Source organism: Yokenella regensburgei (genome assembly GCF_003634235.1).
GTDB lineage: Bacteria > Pseudomonadota > Gammaproteobacteria > Enterobacterales > Enterobacteriaceae > Yokenella > Yokenella regensburgei.
Genome location: NZ_RBIZ01000004.1, coordinates 114,934 through 138,440 on the forward strand (window position 1 = coordinate 114,934; position 23,507 = coordinate 138,440).

The 23,507-nt window shown below is 57.1% G+C and carries 21 protein-coding genes; 6 read left to right on the forward strand and 15 right to left on the reverse strand.

The window, feature by feature from the left end; all coding sequences use genetic code 11:
- Positions 1-9 precede the first annotated feature (9 nt).
- From C7387_RS11935 to C7387_RS11960, 6 genes are all read right to left on the reverse strand, one after another.
- The gene (locus C7387_RS11935) at positions 10-1,038 is read right to left on the reverse strand and encodes an ABC transporter permease (protein WP_006817339.1); all 1,029 of its coding nucleotides are present in this window, start codon (positions 1,036-1,038) and stop codon (positions 10-12) included.
- A gap of 11 nt (positions 1,039-1,049) precedes the next feature.
- Entirely contained in the window at positions 1,050-2,597 is a 1,548-nt protein-coding gene (locus C7387_RS11940) for a sugar ABC transporter ATP-binding protein (RefSeq protein ID WP_120816776.1), read from the reverse strand.
- 54 nt (positions 2,598-2,651) lie between these two features.
- On the reverse strand, positions 2,652-3,581 hold the full coding sequence (locus C7387_RS11945; protein ID WP_006817337.1) for a substrate-binding domain-containing protein: 930 nt from the start codon (positions 3,579-3,581) through the stop codon (positions 2,652-2,654).
- A gap of 41 nt (positions 3,582-3,622) precedes the next feature.
- Entirely contained in the window at positions 3,623-4,609 is a 987-nt protein-coding gene (gene iolG / locus C7387_RS11950; protein WP_006817336.1) for an inositol 2-dehydrogenase, read from the reverse strand.
- 233 nt (positions 4,610-4,842) lie between these two features.
- Positions 4,843-6,768 carry a 3D-(3,5/4)-trihydroxycyclohexane-1,2-dione acylhydrolase (decyclizing) gene (gene iolD / locus C7387_RS11955; protein ID WP_120816777.1) on the reverse strand — a complete coding sequence of 642 codons (1,926 nt, stop codon included), beginning with the start codon at positions 6,766-6,768 and terminating at the stop codon, positions 4,843-4,845.
- 11 nt (positions 6,769-6,779) lie between these two features.
- Positions 6,780-8,285 (reverse strand): CoA-acylating methylmalonate-semialdehyde dehydrogenase, encoded by a 1,506-nt coding sequence (locus C7387_RS11960; RefSeq protein WP_006817334.1) that lies wholly within the window; start codon positions 8,283-8,285, stop codon positions 6,780-6,782.
- 155 nt (positions 8,286-8,440) lie between these two features.
- Between C7387_RS11960 and C7387_RS11965 the strand changes: the two genes are divergently transcribed.
- Positions 8,441-9,286, forward strand: a complete 846-nt coding sequence (locus C7387_RS11965) for a MurR/RpiR family transcriptional regulator (RefSeq protein ID WP_006817333.1) — start codon at positions 8,441-8,443, stop codon at positions 9,284-9,286.
- A 70-nt stretch (positions 9,287-9,356) separates the two neighbouring features.
- Positions 9,357-10,931, forward strand: a complete 1,575-nt coding sequence (tcp, locus tag C7387_RS11970; RefSeq protein WP_006817332.1) for a methyl-accepting chemotaxis citrate transducer — start codon at positions 9,357-9,359, stop codon at positions 10,929-10,931.
- 19 nt (positions 10,932-10,950) lie between these two features.
- Here the strand turns inward: tcp and C7387_RS11975 are convergent, their stop codons facing one another.
- From C7387_RS11975 to C7387_RS12005, 7 genes are all read right to left on the reverse strand, one after another.
- Entirely contained in the window at positions 10,951-12,333 is a 1,383-nt protein-coding gene (locus C7387_RS11975; protein WP_006817331.1) for an amidohydrolase family protein, read from the reverse strand.
- A gap of 23 nt (positions 12,334-12,356) precedes the next feature.
- On the reverse strand, positions 12,357-13,307 hold the full coding sequence (locus C7387_RS11980) for a carbamate kinase family protein (RefSeq protein WP_006817330.1): 951 nt from the start codon (positions 13,305-13,307) through the stop codon (positions 12,357-12,359).
- A gap of 72 nt (positions 13,308-13,379) precedes the next feature.
- Complete coding sequence (locus C7387_RS11985; RefSeq protein ID WP_120816778.1) at positions 13,380-14,927, reverse strand: xanthine permease; 1,548 nt, start codon at positions 14,925-14,927, stop codon at positions 13,380-13,382.
- Positions 14,928-14,938: 11 nt separating this feature from the next.
- The gene (locus tag C7387_RS11990; protein WP_006817328.1) at positions 14,939-16,357 is read right to left on the reverse strand and encodes a YlbE family protein; all 1,419 of its coding nucleotides are present in this window, start codon (positions 16,355-16,357) and stop codon (positions 14,939-14,941) included.
- The gene (gene fdrA, locus C7387_RS11995) at positions 16,357-17,904 is read right to left on the reverse strand and encodes an acyl-CoA synthetase FdrA (RefSeq protein ID WP_120816779.1); all 1,548 of its coding nucleotides are present in this window, start codon (positions 17,902-17,904) and stop codon (positions 16,357-16,359) included. Before fdrA ends, C7387_RS11990 begins: the two co-directional genes overlap by 1 nt.
- Positions 17,882-18,784, reverse strand: coding sequence for an oxamate carbamoyltransferase subunit AllH family protein (locus tag C7387_RS12000; protein WP_120816780.1), 903 nt, complete (start codon positions 18,782-18,784; stop codon positions 17,882-17,884). Before C7387_RS12000 ends, fdrA begins: the two co-directional genes overlap by 23 nt.
- 13 nt (positions 18,785-18,797) lie before the next feature.
- Positions 18,798-19,403, reverse strand: coding sequence for an ankyrin repeat domain-containing protein (locus tag C7387_RS12005; RefSeq protein ID WP_006817325.1), 606 nt, complete (start codon positions 19,401-19,403; stop codon positions 18,798-18,800).
- 380 nt (positions 19,404-19,783) lie between these two features.
- On the opposite strand from C7387_RS12005, the gene C7387_RS12010 reads away from it, so the two are divergent.
- A complete protein-coding gene (locus C7387_RS12010; RefSeq protein WP_038255174.1) occupies positions 19,784-20,722 on the forward strand; it encodes a LysR substrate-binding domain-containing protein in 939 nt (312 codons plus the stop codon).
- A 6-nt stretch (positions 20,723-20,728) separates the two neighbouring features.
- On the opposite strand, the gene C7387_RS12015 is transcribed toward C7387_RS12010, so the two are convergent.
- Positions 20,729-20,887, reverse strand: a complete 159-nt coding sequence (locus tag C7387_RS12015) for a YqaE/Pmp3 family membrane protein (protein WP_006817323.1) — start codon at positions 20,885-20,887, stop codon at positions 20,729-20,731.
- 161 nt (positions 20,888-21,048) lie between these two features.
- Between C7387_RS12015 and C7387_RS12020 the strand changes: the two genes are divergently transcribed.
- Positions 21,049-21,348 (forward strand): ArsR/SmtB family transcription factor, encoded by a 300-nt coding sequence (locus C7387_RS12020; RefSeq protein ID WP_038255176.1) that lies wholly within the window; start codon positions 21,049-21,051, stop codon positions 21,346-21,348.
- Between the two features lie 10 nt (positions 21,349-21,358).
- A complete protein-coding gene (locus tag C7387_RS12025; protein ID WP_120816781.1) occupies positions 21,359-21,880 on the forward strand; it encodes a rhodanese family protein in 522 nt (173 codons plus the stop codon).
- A gap of 33 nt (positions 21,881-21,913) precedes the next feature.
- Here C7387_RS12025 and stpA read toward each other — a convergent pair whose 3' ends face one another.
- The gene (stpA, locus tag C7387_RS12030; protein WP_038255179.1) at positions 21,914-22,315 is read right to left on the reverse strand and encodes a DNA-binding protein StpA; all 402 of its coding nucleotides are present in this window, start codon (positions 22,313-22,315) and stop codon (positions 21,914-21,916) included.
- 727 nt (positions 22,316-23,042) lie between these two features.
- On the opposite strand from stpA, the gene alaE reads away from it, so the two are divergent.
- A complete protein-coding gene (gene alaE / locus C7387_RS12035) occupies positions 23,043-23,492 on the forward strand; it encodes an L-alanine exporter AlaE (protein ID WP_006817318.1) in 450 nt (149 codons plus the stop codon).
- The last annotated feature ends 15 nt before the right edge of the window (positions 23,493-23,507 follow it).

Below are 23,507 nucleotides of genomic sequence, written 5' to 3' on the forward strand. Positions count from 1 at the left end.
ACACACTCCTTACAGTGCACCGCGACGGCTCTTGGCGTAGGTATCAAACGCCACGGCCAGAACGATAATTAATCCGGTAATAATCTGCTGGTAGTAGGCGGAGACGTTCATCAGCACCAGGCCGTTAATCAGAATGCCCATGATGATGGAGCCGATGATGGTGCCGCCAATGCGTCCATAGCCGCCCATTAGCGAGGTTCCGCCGATCACCACCGAGGCAATCACGCGCAGCTCAAAGGAGATCCCCGCGACCGCTTCGGCGCTGCCGAGACGGGCGCTGAGGATGAAGCCCGCCAGCCCGGCGAGACAGCCAATCAATACGTAGACGCTCACCAGTACTCTTTTGACGTTTACCCCGGCCAGGCGTGCGGCCTCCGGGTTACCGCCGATGGCGTAGACAAAGCGTCCCCAGCGGGTTTTATGCAGCGCCAGGTAGCCGCCGAGGGCGACGATGGCAAAAATCCAGATAGGAATGGAGATGCCGAGCAGTTCGCCACGGCCCCACCAGCGGTAGCCCGCATCAAAGCCCGCAATCGGGGCGCCGTCGTTAATCACCAGCGTCAGGCCGCGCCAGATGGTCATGCCACCCAGGGTGACGATGAACGGCGGCAGGCGCAGACGGGTAACGCCGAGGCCGTGCAGGAAGCCGATCGCGGTGCCCATCGCCATGCAAATGCCGATACCAATCAGCCAGCTCATGCCGCCCCAGGCGTTGGGATCGACGGTGGTAAAGTTATCGCCCTTGATCACATAGGCGGCGGTCATGGCACAGACCGCAAGAATCGAGCCTACCGACAGATCTATCCCGGCGGTCAGAATGACAAAGGTCATCCCCACGGCCATGATCCCGTAGATCGACACTTCGGTCAGGATGTTGAAAATATTACGTTCTGACAGGAAATTGCTGTTCTGCAGCTGGAAGAAGATCAGCAGCAGGATCATGAAAATCAGCACCCCGAAGCGCTCGAAGAAAGCGATCAGGTCGGTACGTCCGTTGCGTTTAGTCGCGGTCGGCGTTTTTGAAATCATCTGCGTCATTGGAGACTCCGTTAGGCCGCGTTCAGGGCGTTGTGGTTGATGGCCATCATCATCATCAGCTTTTCTTCTGTGGCGTCGTCACCGTGAATCTCACCGGTCACCCGGCCTTCACTCAGGGTGATAATGCGGTCAGACACCGCCATCACCTCCGGCAGGTCGGAGGAAATCACGATCACCGCCACGCCGGTTTTTGCCATATCGAACAACACCTGATGCACTTCGGATTTGGTACCCACGTCGATACCGCGCGTCGGCTCATCCACAATTAACACCCGCGGGTTCAGCGCCATGCAGCGCGCGAGGATCACCTTCTGCTGGTTGCCGCCGGAGAGCTTGCGCACCTCCTGCTCGCTGTTGACCATCTTGATTTGCAGCGCCTGGCGATAAGATTCGATCAGCGCATCTTCTTTGCGGGTGTTGACGAAAAAGCGCCAGCGCAGCAGCGAAGAAAGGCTTGAAAGCGAAAGGTTGTCGCGAATCGACAGCCCCAGCACCGCGCCCTCTTTTTTGCGGTCTTCCGGCACCAGCGCGATGCCCTTGTCGAGGGCAAACAGCGGGTCGCGCGGCTGATACGGCACGCCGTCAAGCTCAAACGCACCACGGGTAAAACCGTCAGCACCAAACAGGCAGCGCGCCACTTCGGTGCGCCCGGCACCCACCAGCCCGGCAATGCCTAACACTTCCCCGGCATGTACCTGGAAACTGATGTCATGCAGCGCGATACCGTGCGGATCCAGCGGCGGTTTCTCCCGGCACAGCCCTTCAACCTTCAGGCGGACCGGCTTGTCTTCATGGTGGGTTTCACTCGCCGGACGGCGGTCAAAGACCACATCACGCCCCACCATCAGGCGGATCAGCTGTTCCACATGGGTTTCCGCCACCGTGCCGCTGCCGGTGTAACGGCCATCCTGGAAGACGGTGAAGCGGTCACAGAGCTGGAACACTTCGTGAAGGCGGTGCGTCACGTAGATAATGCTCACACCACGACTTTTCAGCTCGCGCACTACCCGGTGCAGGCTCTCCACTTCGCTATCGCTGAGCGCAGCGGAGGGTTCATCCATGATGATCAGTTTGGCGTTCAGCGTCAGCGCGCGGGCAATTTCCACCATCTGCTGCTGGGCGACGCTCAGACGTGCCACGGCGGTGGTGGGTGCCACGTTGAGCTGCAGGTAATCGAGGATCACCTTCGCCTCCTGATTCACCGCTTTTTCATCGACGATCAGGTTGCGTTTACGCGGTTCGCGGCCAAGAAACATGTTCTCCGCCGCGGTCATGTTGGGCAGGAGGTTGAACTCCTGATAGATGGTGATAATGCCTTTGTTCTGCCGCTCGACCGGTGAATCGTCCACCGGCAGCGTTTCACCATTGAACCAGATATCACCCCGCGTCTGCGGCTGTGCGCCCGCCAGCGCCTTCAGCAGGGTCGATTTTCCCGCACCGTTCTCGCCAAGCAGGGCGTGGATCTCGCCCTCCCCGACGGTGAGCTGGGCGCTGCTGAGCGCCCAGACGCCGGAGAAGCTCTTGGCCAGATCGGTAACTTTCAGTAAAGGTTGCGACATCAGTCTGCTCCTTCGTCACGTTGGGCCGCCGCCAGGGCGGCGGCTCGGGGCGAATCAGTTACCGGCTTCGCCGATACGCTCAGCCTGTTGCAGGGTGTCTTTGGTGATAAGGGTCGGTGGATAGTCTGCGCCGACGATCGGCTTCTTCTCACGCACGTTTGCCACCAGTTGGGTCATCGCCGTTTGCACCGCAAAACCCGGACGCTGATCGGCGGTCACCGCCAGCCAGCCGTCGCGAACCCGCGCCAGTGCTTCCGGCACCGCATCAAAACCGGTAACCAGCACTTCGCCCGGCTTCAGACCCTGGCTCTGCAGCGCTTCAATGGCACCGAGCGCCATATCGTCGTTCGCGGAGAGGATCACCTGCGGACGTTTTGGCAGTGACGGCAGTACGCTTTCTACAATGCGCATACCTTCAGAACGCATCCAGTTACCGGTCTGATCGGCGACGATCTTGTACTTATCGCCACCAGCCTTCAGGCTGTCGCGGATCCCTTTGGTACGTTCAATGTTGGAAGAGGAGCCCGGCTGGCCGGTCAGCAGAATTATCTCAGCACCGTCAGGGAATTTTGCTTTCACAAAATCACCGATCGCCTGGCCGCCCTTGTAGTTGTTGGCGCCAAAGTGCGGCACTTTTTTCTGGCTGTCGACCGAACGGTCGAGGGTCACCACCGGCAGTTTGGCGTCCTGAATTTCATCCACGGCGCTGGAAACGGCGTTAACGTCGTTTGGCGAAACGATAAAGCCCTGTGCCCCACGGGTGATGGCGTTTTCGAGGTCAGCCACCTGTTTCGGTGAACTGCCCTGGCCGTCCAGCACCTGCAGATTAACCCCCATCTCTTTCGCGGCTTTCACCGCCGTGCGCTGCATGTGGACTTCAAACGGCATCGCCAGGTTCGGCGTGCTGAATACAATTTGCTCGTTCTCGGCAATGGCCGCCCCGGATGTCACTGCGATGAGGGCGGCTAAAATCAGCTTTTTCATTGTTATGTCTCTCTGTGTAGGGTGTGTTGTTGTCAGGTAAATCAGAGGAAGACTTCACGATTATTTTTTAACGATTCCAGCGCTTTATCCGCCAGATACAGCGCGCGTTCGCCGTCATCGCCGCTGCACTCAGGCGCTGCATCACCGCGCAGAACCGCCACGAAATGCTCCCATTCCAGGGCGTAAGCGGCGTGGTAACGCTGGAGGAAGAAGTGCTCCGGCAGCGCGCCGGTACAGCCCTCTTTTCCGTAATGCTGAACCTGGTTTTCCAGAATGTTGCCCGCCGTCAGCAGCCCTTCAGAGCCGTGCAGCTCCAGACGCTGGTCGTAGCCGTAGGCCGAGCGACGGCTGTTAACGATGGTCGCCAGCGCACCAGAGGCGTATTTGAGTACGATAAAAGCGGTATCGATATCGCCCGCCGCGCCAATCGCCGGATCCACCAGGTTACTGCCCTGGGCATAGACCGACACCGGCTCTTCGCCCATCACGAAACGCGCCATGTCGAAATCGTGGATGGTCATATCGCGGAACATCCCGCCGGAGACGCGAACGTACTCCGCCGGCGGCGGTGACGGATCGCGGGAGATGATGAGCAGGGATTCTGGTTTGCCGATACGGCCATTTTCCGCGTCGGTTTTCACCCGGCGGAACTGGGGATCGAAACGGCGGTTAAAACCGATAAACAGCGGTACGTCGTACTCCTTCACCACTTTCAGGCAGTCGCGGACGCGAGCCAGATCGAGATGAACCGGTTTTTCACAGAAAATGGCTTTGCCGTGCCGGGCGGCGAGTTCGATTAAATCGGCGTGTGTATCCGTGGCAGAGGCGATAAGTACGCCGTGCACGTTAGGATCGGTCATGGCCTCGTCGATCGTTTGCAGACGTGCCTGATATTTCGTGGCGAGGCGGGTGGCGAACTCCTGGTTCGGATCGACCACCGACCACAGCGTGGTCTCTTTGTGAGTGGCGATGTTAGCTGCATGTACCTGGCCAATTCGACCAGCTCCCAGTAAAGCGATGTTAAACATAACGGCTCCCGGTGTTGATGAATGCGATAAACTAACGACACAGCAAATAAAACATTTATTTCATTTTTATAAAATTTGAAAATTATGTTTTTGAGTGTGAGTTAACACTTTTGTTAATGGATGGATAAATTTTGTTATCACTATCACAACATCAGGGGAATCGGGTTACTGCGATGGGTTGCCCTCACCCGCCCGGTGAGGGGTTGAGGTGAGGGCAAAAACGAAGGGAAAAACTAGTACTGACGTGCGCGTTTCAGCTGCGCCTGAGTGGCTTCTGCCGCCTGCTGTACCGCCGGAGACTGCGCCACCTGGGCATCGCCGGTACGCCACCATGCGGCATAGTCGTGGGTCATGGTTTTCGGCAGCACTTTGATATCGAGCAATGCCGGTCCCGGACAGGTGCGAACCTCCGCCAGCGCGGCCAGCAGGCTTGCTTCATCATGTACCCGCCAGGCGCGACAGCCGTAGCTCTCGGCGTTCTGCGCGAAATCCACCTTCACCAACGGGCCGTCAAGCCTGCCGCTGTGCGGATTACGCTTGCGGTTTTCGGTGCCAAAACTGCCCATTCCGTGGCCCATCTGCAGGTTATTGATACAGCCGAAACCGGCGTTATCGAACAGCAGTACGGTGACTTTAATTCCCTCCTGCACCGCCGTCTGTAGCTCGGAGTGCAGCATCATATACGAGCCGTCGCCCACCATGGCGTACACCGGCTGCTCGGGCATCGCGAGGCGTGCGCCGATAGCGGCGGCAATCTCGTAGCCCATGCAGGAGTATCCGTACTCGAGGTGATAGCTGTCCGGGGTGCGGACCTGCCACAGGCGCTGTAGATCGCCGGGCAGCGAGCCTGCGGCCCCCACCACGATCGCGTCATCTTCAATATGCTGGTTAATAAGCCCCAGCACCCGGGTCTGGGTGAGGCGGGTATTGAGCGTTTCACCGTATTCCGCAAGCGCGGCATCAAGATGCCCCGCGACTTCCGGGGCGTCATCCGGCTGCCAGTCGCGCTGCCACAGCCGCTGCAGTTCATCATTCCATTCGGCTTTCGCCTGCGGGATCTCTGCCTGCCAGTCGCTGCGATAATCGGTCAGCGCCCCGCAGAGCGCCTGCAGGCCACAGCGGGCGTCGGCGATGAGCGGCGTGGCGTCGAGCTTCAGGGCATCAAACTCCGCCACGTTCAGCAGTAAAAACTCAACGTCCGGATGTGCGAACAGCGCTTTCGAGCCGGTGGTGAAATCGGTAAGGCGGGTGCCCACGCCAATCACCAGATCCGCCTGCGGCGCAATCAGGTTCGCCGCCAGCCCCCCGGTCACCCCCAGCCCGCCGAGGTTGAGCGGGTGATCGCTCACCAGCGCCCCCTTCCCGGCCTGGGTTTCGGCAAACGGCAGATGGTATTTTTCAACAAACTGCTGCAGCGCCTGATGCGCGCCGGAGTAGCGAACCCCACCGCCGCAGACCACCAGCGGACGGCGCTTGCGGGCAATCAGCGCGCGTGCCTGCTCAAGCCTTGTCGCATCCGGCGGACGGCGTTCAATGTGATGCACCCGGCGGGCAAAGAAGCTCAGCGGATAGTCCCAGGCTTCGCCCTGCACGTCCTGCGGCAGGCAAATGGTCACCGCCCCGCAGTCCGCCGGGTCGGTCAGTACCCGCATGGCGCTCAGCATCGCGCTCATCAGCTGTTCCGGGCGATTGATGCGATCCCAGTAGCGGGAGACCGGGCGGAAGCAGTCGTTGGTGCTGATGCTCAGGTCGTGATACTGCTCAATCTGCTGCAGCACCGGGTCCGGCTGGCGGCTGGCGTAGATGTCGCCCGGCAGCAGCAGGAGCGGAATACGGTTAGCGGTGGCGGTGGCAGCGGCGGTCACCATGTTTGCCGCCCCCGGCCCGACCGACGAGGTCACCGCGATCACCCGCTGGCGGCGATGCTGTTTGGCAAAGCCGGTGGCGATATGCGCGATCCCCTGTTCGTTGCAGCCCTGGTACACCTTCAGATGCCCCGGATCCTGCTCCAGCGCCTGTCCCAGCCCCAGCACGTTGCCGTGACCGAAGATAGTCATGACGCCCTCCACGAAGGGCGTCTCCTGACCGTCTACCGACACATACTGCTGATTCAGAAAGCGGACCAGGGCCTGAGCCATGGTCATGCGTTCGGTTTTCATAATCCCTCCTGTCAGCCCAGCGTCGGCATGGAGAATGCCGCCCCCTGATCCTGCTGCATTTCAGGCCAGCGGGCGGTGATGGTTTTCATACGGGTGTAGAAGCGCACGCCGTCGTGACCGTGGACGTTAAGCGGCCCGAAAATCGAGCGCTTCCAGCCGCCAAAGCTGTGGAACGCCATCGGCACCGGGATCGGTACGTTCACCCCGACCATCCCGGCCTGCACCTCTTCGCAGAAGCGCCGCGCGCAGCCACCGTCGCGGGTAAAAATCGCCGAACCATTACCATATTCGTGGCGGTTAATCAGATCCACCGCGCTCGCATAATCTGCAACGCGCACCACACAAAGTACCGGGCCGAAAATCTCTTCCTGATAAATCGTCATCTGTGGAGTGACGTTATCAAACAGCGTCGGGCCAACGAAGAAGCCCTGCTCGTGCCCTTTCACCTTCAGCCCACGACCGTCAACGCGAAGCACTGCGCCCTGCGCTTCGCCGCTGTCAATGTAGCCAAGCACTTTGCTGCGATGCGCCGCCGAAATCAGCGGCCCCATTTCGTTTTCCGGGGTCTGGTCGAGCCCTGGCCCCACGCGCAGGGTCGCAATTTGTTCTTCCAGACGTGCGCAAAGGTCGTTTGCGGTCTCTTCTCCTACCGCCAGCACCACCGACAGCGCCATGCAGCGCTCTCCCGCCGCACCGTAGGCCGCGCCCATGATCGCGCTGGTCGCCATTTTCATGTCTGCATCCGGCATCAGCACGCAGTGGTTTTTCGCCCCACCCAGCGCCTGACAGCGTTTGCCGTGGGCCGATGCGGTCTGGTAAATGTATTCCGCAATTGGCGTTGAACCGACGAAGCTCACCGCCTGCACGCGCGGGTCGGTCAGCAGCACGTCCACCGCTTCTTTGTCGCCCTGCACGACGTTGAACACGCCGTCCGGCAGGCCGGCTTCTTTCAGCAACTGTGCCAGCGCCAGCGCCAGAGACGGATCTTTCTCTGAAGGCTTCAGGACAAAGGTGTTGCCGGTGGCAAGGGCTATCGGGAACATCCACATCGGCACCATCGCCGGGAAGTTAAACGGGGTAATGCCCGCGCAGACGCCGAGCGGCTGCATCAGCGAGTGGCTGTCGACGCCGGTACCGACGTTAGCGGAGTGTTCGCCTTTTTGCAGATGCGGAATACCGCAGGCAAACTCCACCACCTCCAGGCCACGGGTCAGTTCGCCTACCGCGTCGGAATAGACTTTGCCGTGCTCTTCGCTAATGATGCGTGCCAGGCGCGGCATGTGCGCTTCGAGCAGGGCTTTAAAACGGAACATCACGCGTGCGCGCTTAAGCGGCGACTGCCGTGACCAGCCAGCAAACGCCTGCTGGGCGGCGGTGACCGCCTGCGCGGTTTCCTGCGCGCTACTCATGACCACCTGGCGAATGGGCTCGCCGCTGGCCGGGTTGAAGATCGTCTGAACGCGCTGGCCTGAACCGGTGACACATTCGCCGTGAATAAAATTCGCTACCGTCTCCATCCTGAACCCTCTCGCTGTTGTTAGGTGATTGTGACCAGAACACTGTATATGAAATAAACGTTCTATTTTAAGTTGAAATAAAACAAATATTGATTATTGTGATCAGCAATGGATTTTTATGTTGTAGAATGGACGGACGACCAAGAGAGGGAAAAATGACCACAGCATCCAGCCTGAGTGAACTGCAGCAGCAGATCCGCGACCGCTATGACAGCCTGAGCAAACGCCTGCAGCAGGTATCCCGCTACGTACTGGATAACACCAACAGCGTGGCGTTCGACACCGTCGCGGTGATTGCCGAACGCGCGGACGTACCGCCCTCAACGCTCATCCGTTTCGCCAACGCCTTCGACTTCACCGGCTTCAACGAGATGAAACAGTTGTTTCGCATGAATCTGGTCGAAGAGACCGCCAGCTACAGCGACCGTGCGCGCCTGTTTCGCGAGATGGAAAGCGAGGCGGTTCCGGAGACGCCGCTCGATATTCTGCAGGAGTTTGCCCGCTCTAACGCCCAGTCATTACAGCAGCTGGCGGCCCGCACCGAACCGCAGATGCTGCAACGCGCGGTCAACCTGCTGGGGCAGGCAGAAACCATCTACGTGGTTGGTCTGCGTCGCTCGTTCAGTGTTGCCACCTATCTGACCTACGCTCTGAGCCATCTTGAGTGTCGCCCGGTCCTGCTCGACGGCATGGGCGGGATGCTGCGTGAACAGGTCGGACGCATTAAGGCGCAGGATATTGTGGTTTCGGTGAGTTTTTCACCCTACGCCGAAGAGACGCTGATGGTCAGCGAAATGGCCGCTAAAGCCGGTGCCCGACAGATTGTTATCACCGACAGCCAGCTTAGCCCGCTCGCCACCTTCAGCGATTTGTGCTTTGTGGTGAAAGAGGCGCAGGTAGACGCCTTCCGCTCTCAGTCGGCAACGCTGTGTCTGGTACAGTCGCTGGTCGTGGCGCTGGCTTATCAGCAGGGGAACCTGAAGAGCGAGATACCGCGCTAAATTTAAGTTTCCACCCGTCACGCCGATAGTCATTTATTGAGCGCTTCTGCTTAACAAATGGACTGTCGTCATGCTGAAAAATGTACGCGTTATTACCGGAATCGTTATCGCCCTTGGCATTTTTTGTCTGCTGCAGGCGGTCACCGGAGGCCTGTTTTACTCTGCGGTCAACAGCGATCGCCTGAACTTCCAGAGTTCAGGCGTGCTGAACGCCCAGCAGGAGAACCTGAGCGAGAGCGTGAATACGCTTATTAAAACCCGAGTGACCGTTACCCGCGTGGCGATCCGCTTTCTCAAGAACCAGCGCGATCCGGCTTCGCTTGCGGCGATCGACAAACTGCTGAACACCGCCAACACCTCGCTGGCGAAGGCCGAGAGCGACTACAAAATCTGGCAGAGCCTGCCGCCGGTGGCAGGGCAAAACCCGGAACAGGCCGCCGCGATGGCGAAATCGTGGCAACAAATGCACGACGTACTGCGCCAGTCGATTGATTTCCTGAAAGCCGATAACTATCAGGCCTATGGCGATCTCGATGCCCAGCAGGCACAGGATGACGCCGAAGCCGCCTACAGTCAGTGGCGCAGCACCAATAACACGCTGCTGAAAGCCGCCGCCGACACCAACCAGAACAACTTCACCCGTATGCTATGGACGCTCGGCAGTATTCTGCTGGCGGTGGTGGCAGTACTGGTGGTTATCTGGCTTGGGCTGCAGCATCTGCTGCTGAAACCGCTTAACAGCATCATGAATCATATCCGCACCATCACTCACGGTGATTTGACGCACACCATCACCATCGACAGCCGCAACGAGATGGGCCAGCTGGCAAGCGGTCTGCACGAGATGCAGCAGTCGCTGGTGACTACCGTCAGCGCCGTGCGTAGCAGCACCGATTCCATCTACACCGGCGCAGGTGAAATCGCCGCCGGGAGCAATGACCTCTCTTCACGCACCGAACAGCAGGCCGCTTCACTGGAAGAAACCGCCGCCAGCATGGAACAGCTGACCGCAACGGTAAAACAGAACACCGACAACGCGCGTCAGGCAACGCTGCTGGCAAAAACGGCTTCAGAAACCGCGGCCCGCGGTGGACGGGTGGTCGATCACGTTGTTCACACCATGAACGATATCTCCGACAGTTCGCAGCAGATTGCGCACATTACCGGCGTAATTGACGGTATTGCCTTCCAGACCAATATTCTGGCGCTCAACGCTGCGGTGGAAGCCGCGCGTGCCGGGGAACAGGGCCGGGGCTTTGCGGTAGTGGCCGGAGAGGTGCGAACGCTGGCCAGCCGCAGCGCCCAGGCGGCAAAAGAGATTAAAGGGCTTATCGAGAACTCAGTTAACCGAGTGAATACCGGTACTAGCCAGGTGGCCGAAGCCGGGGATACGATGAAAGAAATCGTCGCTGCCGTCGCGCACGTGACGAACATCATGAGTGAAATTGCCTCCGCCTCTGATGAGCAGAGCCGGGGCATTGAACAGGTGAGCCTCGCGGTGTCGCAGATGGATAGCGTAACCCAGCAGAACGCCTCGCTGGTGCAGGAATCAGCCGCGGCTGCCGCCGCGCTGGAAGATCAGGCCGAACAGCTGCGCCAGGCGGTGGCGGCATTTCGTCTGAACGCACAGGCGACCCTCTCCTGACGGAGAGGGTCATTTCGCCTCAGACGTTAACGCTGCCCCATACCATCTTCCCTTTGTGGAAGGTGGCGGTGCGCGGCGAGATGCGGGCAACGGCTTCGGCAGAGCAGGAGGCGTCCACCAGCACAAAGCTGGCGTCATCCTGCGCTTTCGGCCAGACGCGCTCGCCTTTATCGTTCAGCGGCAGCACGTCGCCCGTCGCGATAGCGAGCGAGCGGGAGAGGTTTTGCTCGTTCGGGTGGATGTAGAGCTGGGCGTAGAGGTTCGCTTTCTCCAGCATGTCGCCCAGACCAAACGGTGACCAGTGATCAATCACGCTGTCGGTGCCGGTCATCACGAAAACGCCCTTCTCACGCAGCTGCTGCAGCGGCATGTGCAGGGTGCCAATCGGCACCGTCGAGGCTATCGTAATTTGCTGCGCCGCCATGCGGGTGGCCAGCGTATCAACCTGCTGCTCGTTGAGCGTCGCCAGCGCGAAAGCGTGGCTGATGGTCAGTTTACCCTTCAGTTCCGGCGTTTTCTCGACGGTTTCCACCATGTAGTTTACGGCGGCAACGCCTGCCGGGCTGGTCTCGTGGAGGTGGATATCCACCCCTTTGTTGTAATCCAGCGCGATGCGGAACATGGTATCGAGCGATTTTTCCATCGCGCCGTCGACGTTGGTCGGATCCAGGCCGCCGACGTAGTGTGCCCCGGCCTGCATCGCGTCACGCATCAGCGGCTCTGATTTTGACAGCAGCAGTCCGTGCTGAGGGAAGGCCACGATTTCACAGTCGAACCCTGCCTGACGACGCGCCAGCACCGCCTGCAGGTTTTCCAGATTTTTAAGTCCAGAAACCGGTTCGATGTTGCAGTGGCTGCGCGCAACGGTCGAGCCTTTCGACTGGATAAGATCGATGAGCTTTTCTGCCCGTTCCTGGGTGTAGGGCTGCAGCTGCGGCAGCATCTTCTGCTCCAGTTTGATCATATCCTGAATCGTGGTACCCGCCGGGCGGTTCAGCGAGCGCCACGGCCCGCCGTAAAAGGTTTTGTCGAGGTGGATATGCATGTCGCGCATCGCCGGGAGCATCAGCTTGCCGCCGGCATCGTAGCTCGGAAGCGTCGCGTCAGGGTGGCTCTTGTTATCGCGCAGGGCAACAATTTTGCCGTTCTCAATTTCAACCGTCTGCAGTTCCGTCCGGGTATGGGCTGCGCTGCCGTTCTCGTAGTCAAATCCGGTTTCGAGACGGACGTTGTCCAGGTAGTAATGGGTATCGTCGAGAGTCATGGTTCCTTTCACTTCACAGTTTGCCACGCCAGGAGTGGCAGCATACGCCACCTGGGAGGTGGCGCCAAACAGCGCGGCGGCGGTGACCATTTTGCCGCTCTGGCTTAAAAATTCACGGCGGCTTTTATTTTCGCTCATTATCTTCTTCCTTTTATCGCGTTTCAGGCATGCACAATATGGGTTCCGGTTTCCCCGCGCAGAGCGGCAGGTAAGCACTCCGGAGTGGTGATAATCACGCGTTTGCCACCGTGGTGGAGGAACGCCAGGCTGGCGACAATTTTTGGCAGCATGCTGCCCGGTGGGAAGTGTCCTTCTTCCATATAACGGGTCATGTCGGCGATGTTGACCACGTCCAGCGCCCGCTGCTGCGGTTTGCCGAAGTGAACGCACACCTTCTCAACGCCGGTGGTGATAACCAGGATATCGGCACGGATCTCGCGCGCCAGCAGCGCGGTGGAGAGATCTTTATCGATCACCGCATCAACGCTGTGATAATCACCTTCCGGGCTGCGCACCACCGGGATCCCGCCGCCACCGGCGCCAATCACCACAAATCCCTGCGCGGTCAGGGTTTTAATCGCCTCCGCCTCGACAATGCGTTTCGGCTCTGGTGAAGCCACGACCCGGCGATAACCGCGCCCGGAGTCTTCAACAAAGCGCCAGTCCGGGTGCTGCTCCTGCAGGACGTCACGCTGGGCTTCGCTCAGGAACGCGCCAATGGGTTTCGCCGGATGTGCGAAGCCAGGATCCTGCGGGTCTACTTCGACCTGAGTGACCACCGTGACGGCTTTCTGCTCTCCCCGCCGCGCCAGGCGATTATTCAACGCCTGTTGAATAAGATAGCCAATTCCGCCCTGAGTGTCCGCGACGCAGTTGGCGAGCGGCGTCAGCGGTAATCCTTCCTGCTCGTGGGCAATTTCCGCACGCCGCAGGTCGAGCCCCACCTGCGGGCCGTTACCGTGGGTCAGCACAATGTTGTAATCCGAGGCCAGCATCTCCAGCACCGTATCTGCCACCGCTTTGACCGCTTCCGCCTGATGTTCAATCGACTGACGGGCGTTATCTTTAATAATGCTGTTGCCACCGATGGCAACCACCACGAGTTCTTTCATCTGTTTTCCTTTGGATGGTGCGCTCTGCTCCCCTCGCCACAACCCTCTCCCGGGGGAGAGGGAGGGCGAAAGTCAGGCTTCAGATACCGATGCCGTTCCCGCACGCGCCGCCTCACGGCTGTCGAGAACGTGTTTGAGGACAAACATGCCGCTCATCATCAGGTAGGCCAGCACGAAGGTCAGAGAGCTGCCCTCTGCAAAGCCCACCACCGGCGCGTGAATGATGCCAAACAGCGCCAGCAGTGCCCCACCGGCGGCGGCGACCGCACCGCGCATCGGCTGACTGTTGATAGCGAAGATAGCGATACATCCCCACAGCATGCTGGCAAGCGGCGCACCGTTGCCCAGATGCATCAGGCCGTCGTAGAAAATACCTTTGCTGTGCAGCGCCGCGGCGCCAATTTCTGCCGCCGAGGTGCCCGCCGCCCCCATCAGACCGTTCATCATGGTCAGCGCCCAGTTGGCTATCCACGGGAACAGACAGATGAAGATAACCGGCACTTCCGGCTTCGGCGTTTCGCGCACCACCTGGTTGGCGGTCACTACGCCGATAAACACCAGAATCGGCACAATCGCGGTCATCGGAATAATGGCAAGCATGAAGGCGCCAAGGCCGAACAACGGCACGAGGAACATGGTGAGCCCGGAGGCCAGGCTGTAGCCCATCCCTGCCCCCATCGCTTTCCAGCCAGGGTGACCCACATACACCGTCACCGGGAACGGGTTACCCATCAGGCAGCCCAGCATCGACGACAGCCCGTTCGCCAGCATGACTTTTCGGGTGTTGTATTCATCACCCGCCGCGTGGGCGCTCTCAATGTTTTCCAGGTCAAAGATGTAGTTCGCAAGCCCCAGCGGCACCGCGGATGCCAGGTACGGCAGCGCGTGCGGCAGCCCCTGCAGGAAGCTACTCACCTGCACCTGCGGCGGGTTAAAGCCGAAGGAAGACATCGAGGCTTTAATCGCTTCCGGGCTTTGCAGACCGGAGACCCACGCCAGCCCCGCACCGGCAACCAGCAACAGCAGGCCGGTTGGAATACGGGCAAACATCGGCTTTTTACCAAACCAGTTAATGAAGATAAGCAACAGCACGATGAACGATACCGTCGGCGCTTCAAACGCCTGCAGCATCGGGTTCATGGCCAGCAGCAGCAGGCCAAGCCCCGAGAGACAGGAGAGCAGTACGGTACGCGGGATCATCTTACGAATGGTCTCGCCGAGGAAAGAGCCGCCCGCCAGGATCATCGCTTCAACAAAACACCAGACGAGGCCAATCTGAATGGCAAACTCCGCGTCTTTGGTTTGCTGATATACCGGCATCAACACGAGGAAGGTGACGGTAAAGATTGACGGCGCGCTGGGGCCGGACGGCAGCGCCGTCACGTCCTTGCGCCCGGTCTGCCGCGCCATCTGCATGGCAAACCAGGTATAAAAAATACTCGCCGCCAGTACCGCCAGCCCGAAGGCTGGCGCAATACGACCATAAACAATCTCTTGCGGGATACCGACCACGAAGATGAGCATGCCCATCATGGTCAGCAGGTTCGTCAGGTTGTTCGTCATCAACCCGAAGTAAGCCGCCCAGTCACCTCTTTTCCACTCCAGATTCATGTTTTTCATGGATGCCTACCTTATAAGCAGTAGCGATCGCGGAACGTTAACAGTGCTTTCTCAAAGCAGCGGAACGGCGGATGCACGATCCCGGCACCAATCATCCCGACGCCGGCATCCTTGTGCGCAATCGCCGTGTTGATAACCGGCAGAATGCCGCTGCTGCCCACGCGAGTGATATCGATAGCGGTAGGGATCCCCATGAAGCCCAGCAGCGGGATCGTGACGTTCGGGTTCTCGCCGAGGGTGATTTCCCGCATCTGCCGCGAGAAATCGACCGCCTCTTCCACGGTGCCGCCCACCAGCGCCACAATCGCCGGGGCCGTCGCCATCGCAAAGCCGCCGATGCCGTAGGTTTCCGTGATGGCGCTGTCACCAATATCAAGCCCGGAGTCTTCCGGCTTATAGCCCGCAAACATCGGCCCGATAACCTGCTGCGACGGGCCGGTAAACCACTGGCCCGGCAGACCGCTGACCCGCAGGCCGAACTCCACGCCGTTACGCGCCATGGTGGTCACCACGGTGCTGTATTCAATGCCGTGCGCTGCGTCCATTGCCGCTTTACACATCGCCATCCACGTCGGGCCGGAGAAGTAGTCGCTGCTGGCGACGAACTCAAACACTTCACGCTGCTGCTCAACCGGATATCCGGCCTGGATAATGCCCGGCGTTAACGCCTGGATCAGCAAGGTCGTGCCCGCGTTATTACGGTTGTGGCATTCGTCGCCCATGTGCAGCGCCTGGGCCAGCATCAGCCGCAGATCGATTTCGCCGATGATCTTCATCGCATCGCGCAGCATGGGGCCCTGAACGTCACGCATCCAGATGAGGCGATCGACAACGCTCCGATCGTTCGCACCCATGCGCAGGATCTTCGCCATCTGCTCGCTCATGTTGGTGTAAGCGCGGTTGCCGTAGGTTTTGTTTTCCACAATATGCATAAACATGGAGGCGGAAGTGACCCCGGCCATGGAGCCCACGCAGTCGTGCTCGTGGCACGGCGAGAAGATGATTTCACCGGAAGCCGCAAGCCCGGCAGCCTCGTCGAGATCTTTCGCCAGCCCTTCAAACACCAGCGCACCGGTCACGGCACCTTTCATTGCGCCACACATTTTCTCCCAGCGCACCGGCGGGCCGGCGTGGAGAATGGTGTTGCGGGTCATCCCCGGCACCACGTTGATAGCCTGGTCGTAACCCACCAGCACCGGATGCGACTGGATAATGCGCTCCAGCGCCTGCTGGTTAGCCGCCGCAATTTTCTCTGCCAGTGGGGATTCGGCGATGGTGTCGAGGGCAGCGACAACCTGCATGTTGCCCTGCCCCGGCGGCGTCCAGTCGAGGTGAGTCACGGCGACGTGCTGTTTTTTCAGGTCGTCGCTGAACATGGCGATACCGACGTTGATAACGTTCAGCGGTTGAGTAAATAGTGACTGGCTCATCAGGCTTCCTCCCCTTTAACCACAAATTCACGTGCCAGCAGCCCGGTATTGGTGCTGCTGCTTGCCCAGATAACCCCGGCATCGGTCAGCATCTGGCACTGTTTTTCAAGCGATGGAGTATCGAGATCGGTACCCAGCACATAGCCCAGGATCTCAAGCGGTCTGCCCTCTGCGGCAGCAATGGCTTTGGCTTCTTTGATGGCATCGAGCATCACGCCGACCGGATCTTCGTGTGAGCCGAAGCCGAGCACGAAATCCATCACGATAACGCCGACCTCAGGATCGCGCGCCTCCTGCAGCAGACGGCTAATGCGGTTGGTGGGGTCAATCATCGGGTGCGGTTTGCCGTTAGTGAAATCGTCATCGCCGAAGTCAAGGAAGGTGTGTCCTGTGCTTCGGTTGATATCCGCCAGGCGGAATGCCGGATTGGGGTGAATATTGCTGTAAACGTCGGCGTGTTTTTCCATCGCCGCAAACATCGCTTCGTCACACAGCGTACCGCCGCAGAACAGGCCACGAATGTATTTCTGCTCGGGAGTCAGACGGGCACGAACCTCTTTGATGAGCGGCCAGTTCAGCGGGTGAAGATCCAGACTCTCCTCTTTGATACCTGTCAGCAGTACTGCCTTCAGCGCGGCGGCCTTGGTGGCGCTGGCGAACTGCAGACCAGATTCGTCGGCAGGCGCGGCATCACGTCCGAGGAAGCACACCACCACAGGTTTTTTACAGGCGCGAGCCCGCTTGAGAATTTTCTCTGCCACCGCCGGTGCCGGTGGCTTGGAGACCAGCACAATCACCTCAGTATCTTCAGAGGCTTCGAGCATGGCGATGGCATCGAGCATCATCAGACCACCGATTTTTTCACTGAGATCGCGGCCACCGGTACCAATAAGCTGCGAAATTCCGCCGCCAAACTCGTGGATCCGCACGCTCAGCTCCTGGCTGCCGGTGCCGGATGCGCCAACGATGCCGATGTTGCCGCGGCGTACAGCGTTGCCAAAGCACAGCGCAGCGCCGTTAATGATGGCGGTGCCGCAGTCTGGCCCCATCATCAATAGCCCCTTCTCGTGTGCCAGCTGTTTGAGCGCCAGCTCGTCGTCGAGCGAGACGTTGTCGGAGAACAACATTACGTGGAGGTTATTGTTCAACGCCTGACGCGCTTCGCGGGCGGCGAACAGGCCGTTCACCGAAATCACCGCCAGATTACTCTCCGGCAGATGTTTTTTGGCGCTGACGAGGGTGGCGTAGCGCGCTTCATGCTGGCCGCTTTCGGCTTTATGGGTGAAGAGTTCCTCAATCGCTGCCAGGTTCTCTTCGTTTGCCTCGTCGCTCGCCCCTTTGATAACGATCATCAGGTCGCCGCTTTTGGCCGCTTCCAGCTCAGGGGTCAGCATGCCTAAATTGTTCAGTACCCCTTTGTTCATCTCAGTCGCCATGGCGACAAATGCCTGTTCCACGCCGTCTAATTTATTTGCGCGGGTCGAGATAGACATCAGCGAAACCGAATCAAAGTAGGTATTCTTTTTAATGACAATCCTGGTTGACATAATTCTCTCCGGACAGATAGCTCAGCGCGCAGGCGTCCGCCATGCCATACAGCATGTCGCAGCCAGAACTTGAGCCGATATTTTTAATAGCAGAAAATGTTTTTTCCGTTGCCGTTTGCTTTCCGGCCATTATTTCGGCGGTTAGCCGACCAATATTTTCCCGATAGCGTTGTGCAAACGCTGCCTCTAAGGTAATAGCACTTAATAGCGTGGTATTATTTCTGCCAGCCTGTAAGGCTGATAAAAAAACCTCACGATATTTCTCCAGCGGATGCCCGGATATAAATAAGATTATCGCCAGCCCCACCAGATAATCATCTCCCGACGGCGTCAGGCCAATACCTAACCCCATTAACGAGGTAACCGCCGGTGAAATATTTTCTCCTTGCTGAATGGCGCGAAATAGATCTTTTCTTCGCTGCTGTAATTGGCAGGCTATCTCCCGGTAAAAGAAATGCTCGCCACGGTAACAAAATAAGGTGTCATTCTCGTCAAGCTGCTGGCGAAGGTTGCGGAACCAGCCTCGCCAGGGGATTTCAGCAAACCGCTCGGTGGTGAGTACCCACTTCTCCGGCTGCCAGCGCTGGCAGCCGCGGGTCGTTATCCCTTTATCCTGCGCTATCGTAATGCCTGTATCGCTAAAGATAATCTGCTCACCGGGGCGGAACAGCGTGTCACAGTGAGTAAGCGCCAACCGACAGCTGTTGGGCGCGTTGTCGCAGCCTTCGCTTAGCAGCGTGAACAGCCGCTGCTGTTCAGGGATAAACAGGTTCACCGCATGGCGAAAAACCTGTTCTACCCGGCCGCTCCCCCGCAGGGAGAGAAACCCTTCATCTGCCGTGAGCGCCTGTACCCACTGCCGTTGCGGCGTGGTGTTCATGGCGCTCCTTTAGTTATGCGCCAGCCTGTTTCAGCAGCGCGGCGATGGCGTGATAGCCTTTTTCCTGCGCCAGTTCCAGCGGCGTTTTCCCGTACTTATCGGTCATGTGCGGGTTAGCGCCGTGCTCCAGCAGCAGGCTGACAATTTGCTGCTGCTTTTCGCCGCCGTCGTTCAGGACGATGGCCTCAAGCAGCGGCGTCCAGCCGACAAAGTTGGTGTGATTAACGTTGATGTCAGTGTGCGCTAACAATTCGCGGACAATCTCAACGTGGCCTTTCTCGCTGGCCGGGGTAATACCCACACCGCCAAAGCGCGTCAGACGGTCGAGATCGGGTTTTGCCGGTAATACCAGGCGGAGTAATTGCAGATCGTTATTCAGGCAGCTCAGCAGGAAAGGGTTAAAGCAGGTTTGATCCTGTTTATTAATATCGGCACCTGCATTAATCAGTAATGTTACGCAGTCGTAATGCTTGTTCAGACTGGCAATAATAATCGCCGTGCGACCCTGGCGGTTAGTGGCATTAATATCTACGCGTTTTTCCAGGCATGCTTTTAATCCAGCAGCGTTGCCCTGCTCCGCTGCCTCAAGGAATTCACTGATGAGGGTATTATCTGACATTATCTTTCTCCTCGATTTTTTTGTTTATTCATTTTGTTTATCTGAGAATAGCAACAGCGTACGGATAAAAACATCCGCTTAAATTTCATTCATCGTAACCGCATTGATTATTGAGTAACATTCAATAATCAGAGCAAAAATGTGCAGCAGTGCAATCTTTCTCTTATGTCTACGCGCATTTTGCCCGCAGCGAGTATCTGCTACTCACTCCCCGCTATGCCCCACAGAATGCGGGATATAACAAATTTCCAGAAGTGTGATAGCCCTCAAATCAAATGTAATCGCAGTGTTAAATTTCGTTCAAAACTGATTGCCCACGATAAGAAATGCAAATACATTCAACAATGGTGATTTCGCAAATGATGACAGGAGCGGGTGTAATGAATTCTATTTTTACCGAGGAGAATCTGCTGGCATTTACCACTGCTGCGCGTTTCAGTAGTTTTAGCAAGGCGGCAGAAGAGCTTGGGCTCACCACCTCGGCCATCAGCTACACCATCAAGCGAATGGAAACCGGGCTGGATGTAGTGCTGTTTACCCGCAGCACCCGCAGCATTGAACTGACCGAATCTGGTTTCTACTTCTTTCGCAAAGCCACCGATCTATTGAATGATTTTCACGCCATCAAGCGCAGCATCGACACCATTGCCCAGGGCATTGAGGCCCGGGTACGCATTTGTATTAATCAGCTGCTGTACACCCCCCGCCATACGGCCCGCCTGCTGCAGGTGCTGAAACGACAGTTCCCGACCTGCCAGATAACGGTGACCACCGAGGTTTACAACGGGGTGTGGGATTCCATTATCAATAACCAGGTCAATATCGCGATTGGAGCACCGGATACCCTGCTCGACGGTGGCGGCATTGATTACACCGAAATTGGCGCCGTGCGCTGGGCTTTCGCCATCGCTCCCGATCATCCACTGGCTTTTGTGCAGGAGCCTATCGCCGAAAGCCAGCTGCGTCTGTATCCCAACATCATGGTCGAAGACACTGCGCATACGATTAATAAAAAGGTGGGCTGGCTGTTACACGGGCAGGAGGCCATTCTGGTGCCTGATTTCAACACCAAATGTCAGTGCCAGATCCTGGGGGATGGGATCGGTTTTTTGCCTGATTATATGGTGCGTGAAGCGATGGAAGATAACCTGCTGATAACCCGCCGGATCCATAACCCGCGTCAGGATTCCCGTATGCTGCTCGCCACGCAGCATGCCGCCACGGGCCAGGTGACGCAGTGGATCAAGAAAGCGTTTCGGCCTGGAGGAGTGCTGACCGGGATCTATGAAGATCTGCTGCATCGGGAAGATGCAGCATGACAGGTATTACTCTTTGGTCTGTACCCAGAACGCATGGATCAGGCCCGGGAAGTAGCCAAACAGCGTCAGAAGAATGTTAATAATGAACGCCCAGCCAAAGCCTTTGCCCAGCAGGACACCCAGCGGTGGAATAAGGATAGTAAATACGATGCGCCAAAAACCCATAACGACTCCATGCAGATGAAATTATTGTCTGTTTAAGCGTAGCATTGTAGCGTCTCCCTCTCTGCGTTCCGCACGTTTTTACCCGCCTTTACGTTTTCTGTACTCGCTTTTCATTGGTCTTTATTTTAGTATTACCTAAATTTAGAAAACACTAAAATACAATGACTGAACTTGAACAGCTGCAACAAAGTGCCGGTGAGGCCGCCGCACTACTTAAGGCCATGAGCCACCCCAGCAGACTGATGATTCTGTGCACCTTGTGCGGTGCACCGGATACCACCGCCGGCGAGCTGGCTCAGGTCACCGGGCTCAGCCCTTCGGCCACGTCACAACACCTGGCAAAAATGCGCGAGGAGGGCCTCATTGACTGCGAGCGCCGCGCTCAACGCCAGCACTATTCCATCAAAAACCCAGCGGTAAATCAGATTATCAGTACGCTGAAAGCTATCTGGTGCCCATAAGGAGAACGCCATGAGTGTTGAAACCATTACTGCCCGCGAGGCTGAAGCCCGCCTGCACGCTGGCACCAGGCTTGTCGATATGCGCGAGGCGGATGAATACGCCAGAGAACATATCGCCGAAGCACAACTGTTGCCCCTGAGCGCGATAGAACAAGGTGCCCGCCTGAACCTTAGCGCAGATGATAGCGTGATTTTTCACTGTCAGTCCGGCAAACGCTCGTCTGGTAATGCGGTAAAGCTGCTCGGCGCAGCGGCCCCCGGAAAGGTGTATTTACTGGAAGGCGGCATTGATGCGTGGAAGCAGGCCGGGCTGCCGGTGATAAAAGATGCAAGTCAGCCGCTGCCGCTAATGCGTCAGGTGCAGATTGCTGCTGGCGTGTTGATTCTGTGCGGGGTTTTGCTTGGCTATACGCTGTCGAGCGCATTTTTCCTGCTGAGCGCTTTTGTCGGGGCGGGATTAACCCTCGCAGGGGTAACCGGTTTTTGTGGCATGGCGCGTTTGCTGGCCGTCATGCCATGGAACCGACGCTAGCAGAGCGGTGAGGTTACGCTCACCGCCGGCGGATTAGATGAGGAAATCGTCCAGCGTTTTACCGTTCGCCAGTGCAGTCGCAATAGGTTTCGGCGTTCTGCCCTGACCGGTCCAGGTTTGCACAAGACCGCTGGCATCCGTAAAACGATATTTCGCCGGACGCGCTTTACGTTTTGCGGAACCCTCGATAACTGCCGCTTTACCACCCAGCAGTTCTTCCGGCGTCACGCCGTCGGCTTTCATCAGCTCAAGCCAGGCGTTAATTTTTTCCTGCTGCTCAATATTTTCCTGACGTAATGACAGTTCCTCATTGCGTCTTTCTTCAGTCACGATCCTGAATTTTTCCAGCATCTCTTCAAGAACGTCAATGGAGAATTCTCGCGCCATAGCACGCAGTGAACGGATATTATTAAACTTTTGTAACATTACAGACATAAAATATTCTAAACCCTTTATATAAGACACTATTCCAACTATCGCGGGCAGTTTATGATAATTACCCAGTCAATTCCACCCTTCATTATCCATGAATGAATATATACCTGATACTATGACAACGCTCATCGTTATATTGCTATATATAGTATAAAATTAAATTAATAACATTTAACTAAAATTTGGTGAATAAAAAAACTGACGGTTAATTTAGTTACTAAATTCATTCACCAAACCACTCCAGTATTTTCAGTTTGTTAACATCCACAGTAGATTCAGGCCATTCCCATCGCGTGGTTCACAACATGAGTATCTATGCAGTTAAGAAGCATAACCTTAGAATTGTGATTGCAGAATGTTTTGCTATATATTCGGCGGTTTTACGATAAAAAACACCAAACGTGACACGCATCACTAAAACCGTGGTTTTTACTTCTCTTTCAAAGCCTGAGACCGTACCAGCACGGGCAGCCACCCAGACATCTATAAATCATAATTAACTGATAAATAAAAGAATTTACCGATTAGCCAGCAAAAATAGCAAAACCGGGGATATTCCTGCTCAACCAGAGCATTTTATTGACAAAAGCTGCATAAATAAAAATTTAACACTAGTTGTTACTTTCGATGTAGATGGATAATCTATACGCATAAAAACAGGCCGCCAAAAACGCTGCATTAACGCTCGTTTTTTGGTGTTTACGACTTAATTCTGAGGAGCAAATCGATGTTCTCTGCGCAGTCCCGTCTGCGTCATGCGGTAGCAGACACTTTCGCTATGGTGGTCTACTGTTCCGTCGTGAACATGTTGATTGAAGTTTTTCTCTCTGGAATGACGTTTGAACAGTCACTTTCATCACGCCTGGTCGCTATCCCGGTCAACATTATTATTGCCTGGCCGTACGGTATTTACCGCGATGCTTTTATGCGTCTGACACAGCGCATCAGTCCAAAGGGGTGGGTGAGGAATTTTACCGATGTGCTGGCTTATGTGACCTTCCAGTCGCCGGTTTATACCGTGATCCTGCTGGCCGTCGGCGCTGACTGGCATCAGATTGCCGCCGCGGTAAGCTCGAACATTGTGGTCTCTATGCTGATGGGCGCGGTCTACGGCTATTTCCTGGACTATTGCCGCCGTTTGTTCCGGGTCGAGAATTACCGCCGGGCAAAAGCCTGATATTTCGCGACTGGC

Coding starts and splice junctions, on each gene's coding strand:
- C7387_RS11935 (WP_006817339.1), bottom strand. CDS start 1,038: ATGACGCAGATGATTTCAAAAACGCCGACCGCGACTAAACGCAACGGA.
- C7387_RS11940 (WP_120816776.1), bottom strand. CDS start 2,597: ATGTCGCAACCTTTACTGAAAGTTACCGATCTGGCCAAGAGCTTCTCC.
- C7387_RS11945 (WP_006817337.1), bottom strand. CDS start 3,581: ATGAAAAAGCTGATTTTAGCCGCCCTCATCGCAGTGACATCCGGGGCG.
- iolG (WP_006817336.1), bottom strand. CDS start 4,609: ATGTTTAACATCGCTTTACTGGGAGCTGGTCGAATTGGCCAGGTACAT.
- iolD (WP_120816777.1), bottom strand. CDS start 6,768: ATGAAAACCGAACGCATGACCATGGCTCAGGCCCTGGTCCGCTTTCTG.
- C7387_RS11960 (WP_006817334.1), bottom strand. CDS start 8,285: ATGGAGACGGTAGCGAATTTTATTCACGGCGAATGTGTCACCGGTTCA.
- C7387_RS11965 (WP_006817333.1), top strand. CDS start 8,441: ATGACCACAGCATCCAGCCTGAGTGAACTGCAGCAGCAGATCCGCGAC.
- tcp (WP_006817332.1), top strand. CDS start 9,357: ATGCTGAAAAATGTACGCGTTATTACCGGAATCGTTATCGCCCTTGGC.
- C7387_RS11975 (WP_006817331.1), bottom strand. CDS start 12,333: ATGAGCGAAAATAAAAGCCGCCGTGAATTTTTAAGCCAGAGCGGCAAA.
- C7387_RS11980 (WP_006817330.1), bottom strand. CDS start 13,307: ATGAAAGAACTCGTGGTGGTTGCCATCGGTGGCAACAGCATTATTAAA.
- C7387_RS11985 (WP_120816778.1), bottom strand. CDS start 14,927: ATGAAAAACATGAATCTGGAGTGGAAAAGAGGTGACTGGGCGGCTTAC.
- C7387_RS11990 (WP_006817328.1), bottom strand. CDS start 16,357: ATGAGCCAGTCACTATTTACTCAACCGCTGAACGTTATCAACGTCGGT.
- fdrA (WP_120816779.1), bottom strand. CDS start 17,904: ATGTCAACCAGGATTGTCATTAAAAAGAATACCTACTTTGATTCGGTT.
- C7387_RS12000 (WP_120816780.1), bottom strand. CDS start 18,784: ATGAACACCACGCCGCAACGGCAGTGGGTACAGGCGCTCACGGCAGAT.
- C7387_RS12005 (WP_006817325.1), bottom strand. CDS start 19,403: ATGTCAGATAATACCCTCATCAGTGAATTCCTTGAGGCAGCGGAGCAG.
- C7387_RS12010 (WP_038255174.1), top strand. CDS start 19,784: ATGAATTCTATTTTTACCGAGGAGAATCTGCTGGCATTTACCACTGCT.
- C7387_RS12015 (WP_006817323.1), bottom strand. CDS start 20,887: ATGGGTTTTTGGCGCATCGTATTTACTATCCTTATTCCACCGCTGGGT.
- C7387_RS12020 (WP_038255176.1), top strand. CDS start 21,049: ATGACTGAACTTGAACAGCTGCAACAAAGTGCCGGTGAGGCCGCCGCA.
- C7387_RS12025 (WP_120816781.1), top strand. CDS start 21,359: ATGAGTGTTGAAACCATTACTGCCCGCGAGGCTGAAGCCCGCCTGCAC.
- stpA (WP_038255179.1), bottom strand. CDS start 22,315: ATGTCTGTAATGTTACAAAAGTTTAATAATATCCGTTCACTGCGTGCT.
- alaE (WP_006817318.1), top strand. CDS start 23,043: ATGTTCTCTGCGCAGTCCCGTCTGCGTCATGCGGTAGCAGACACTTTC.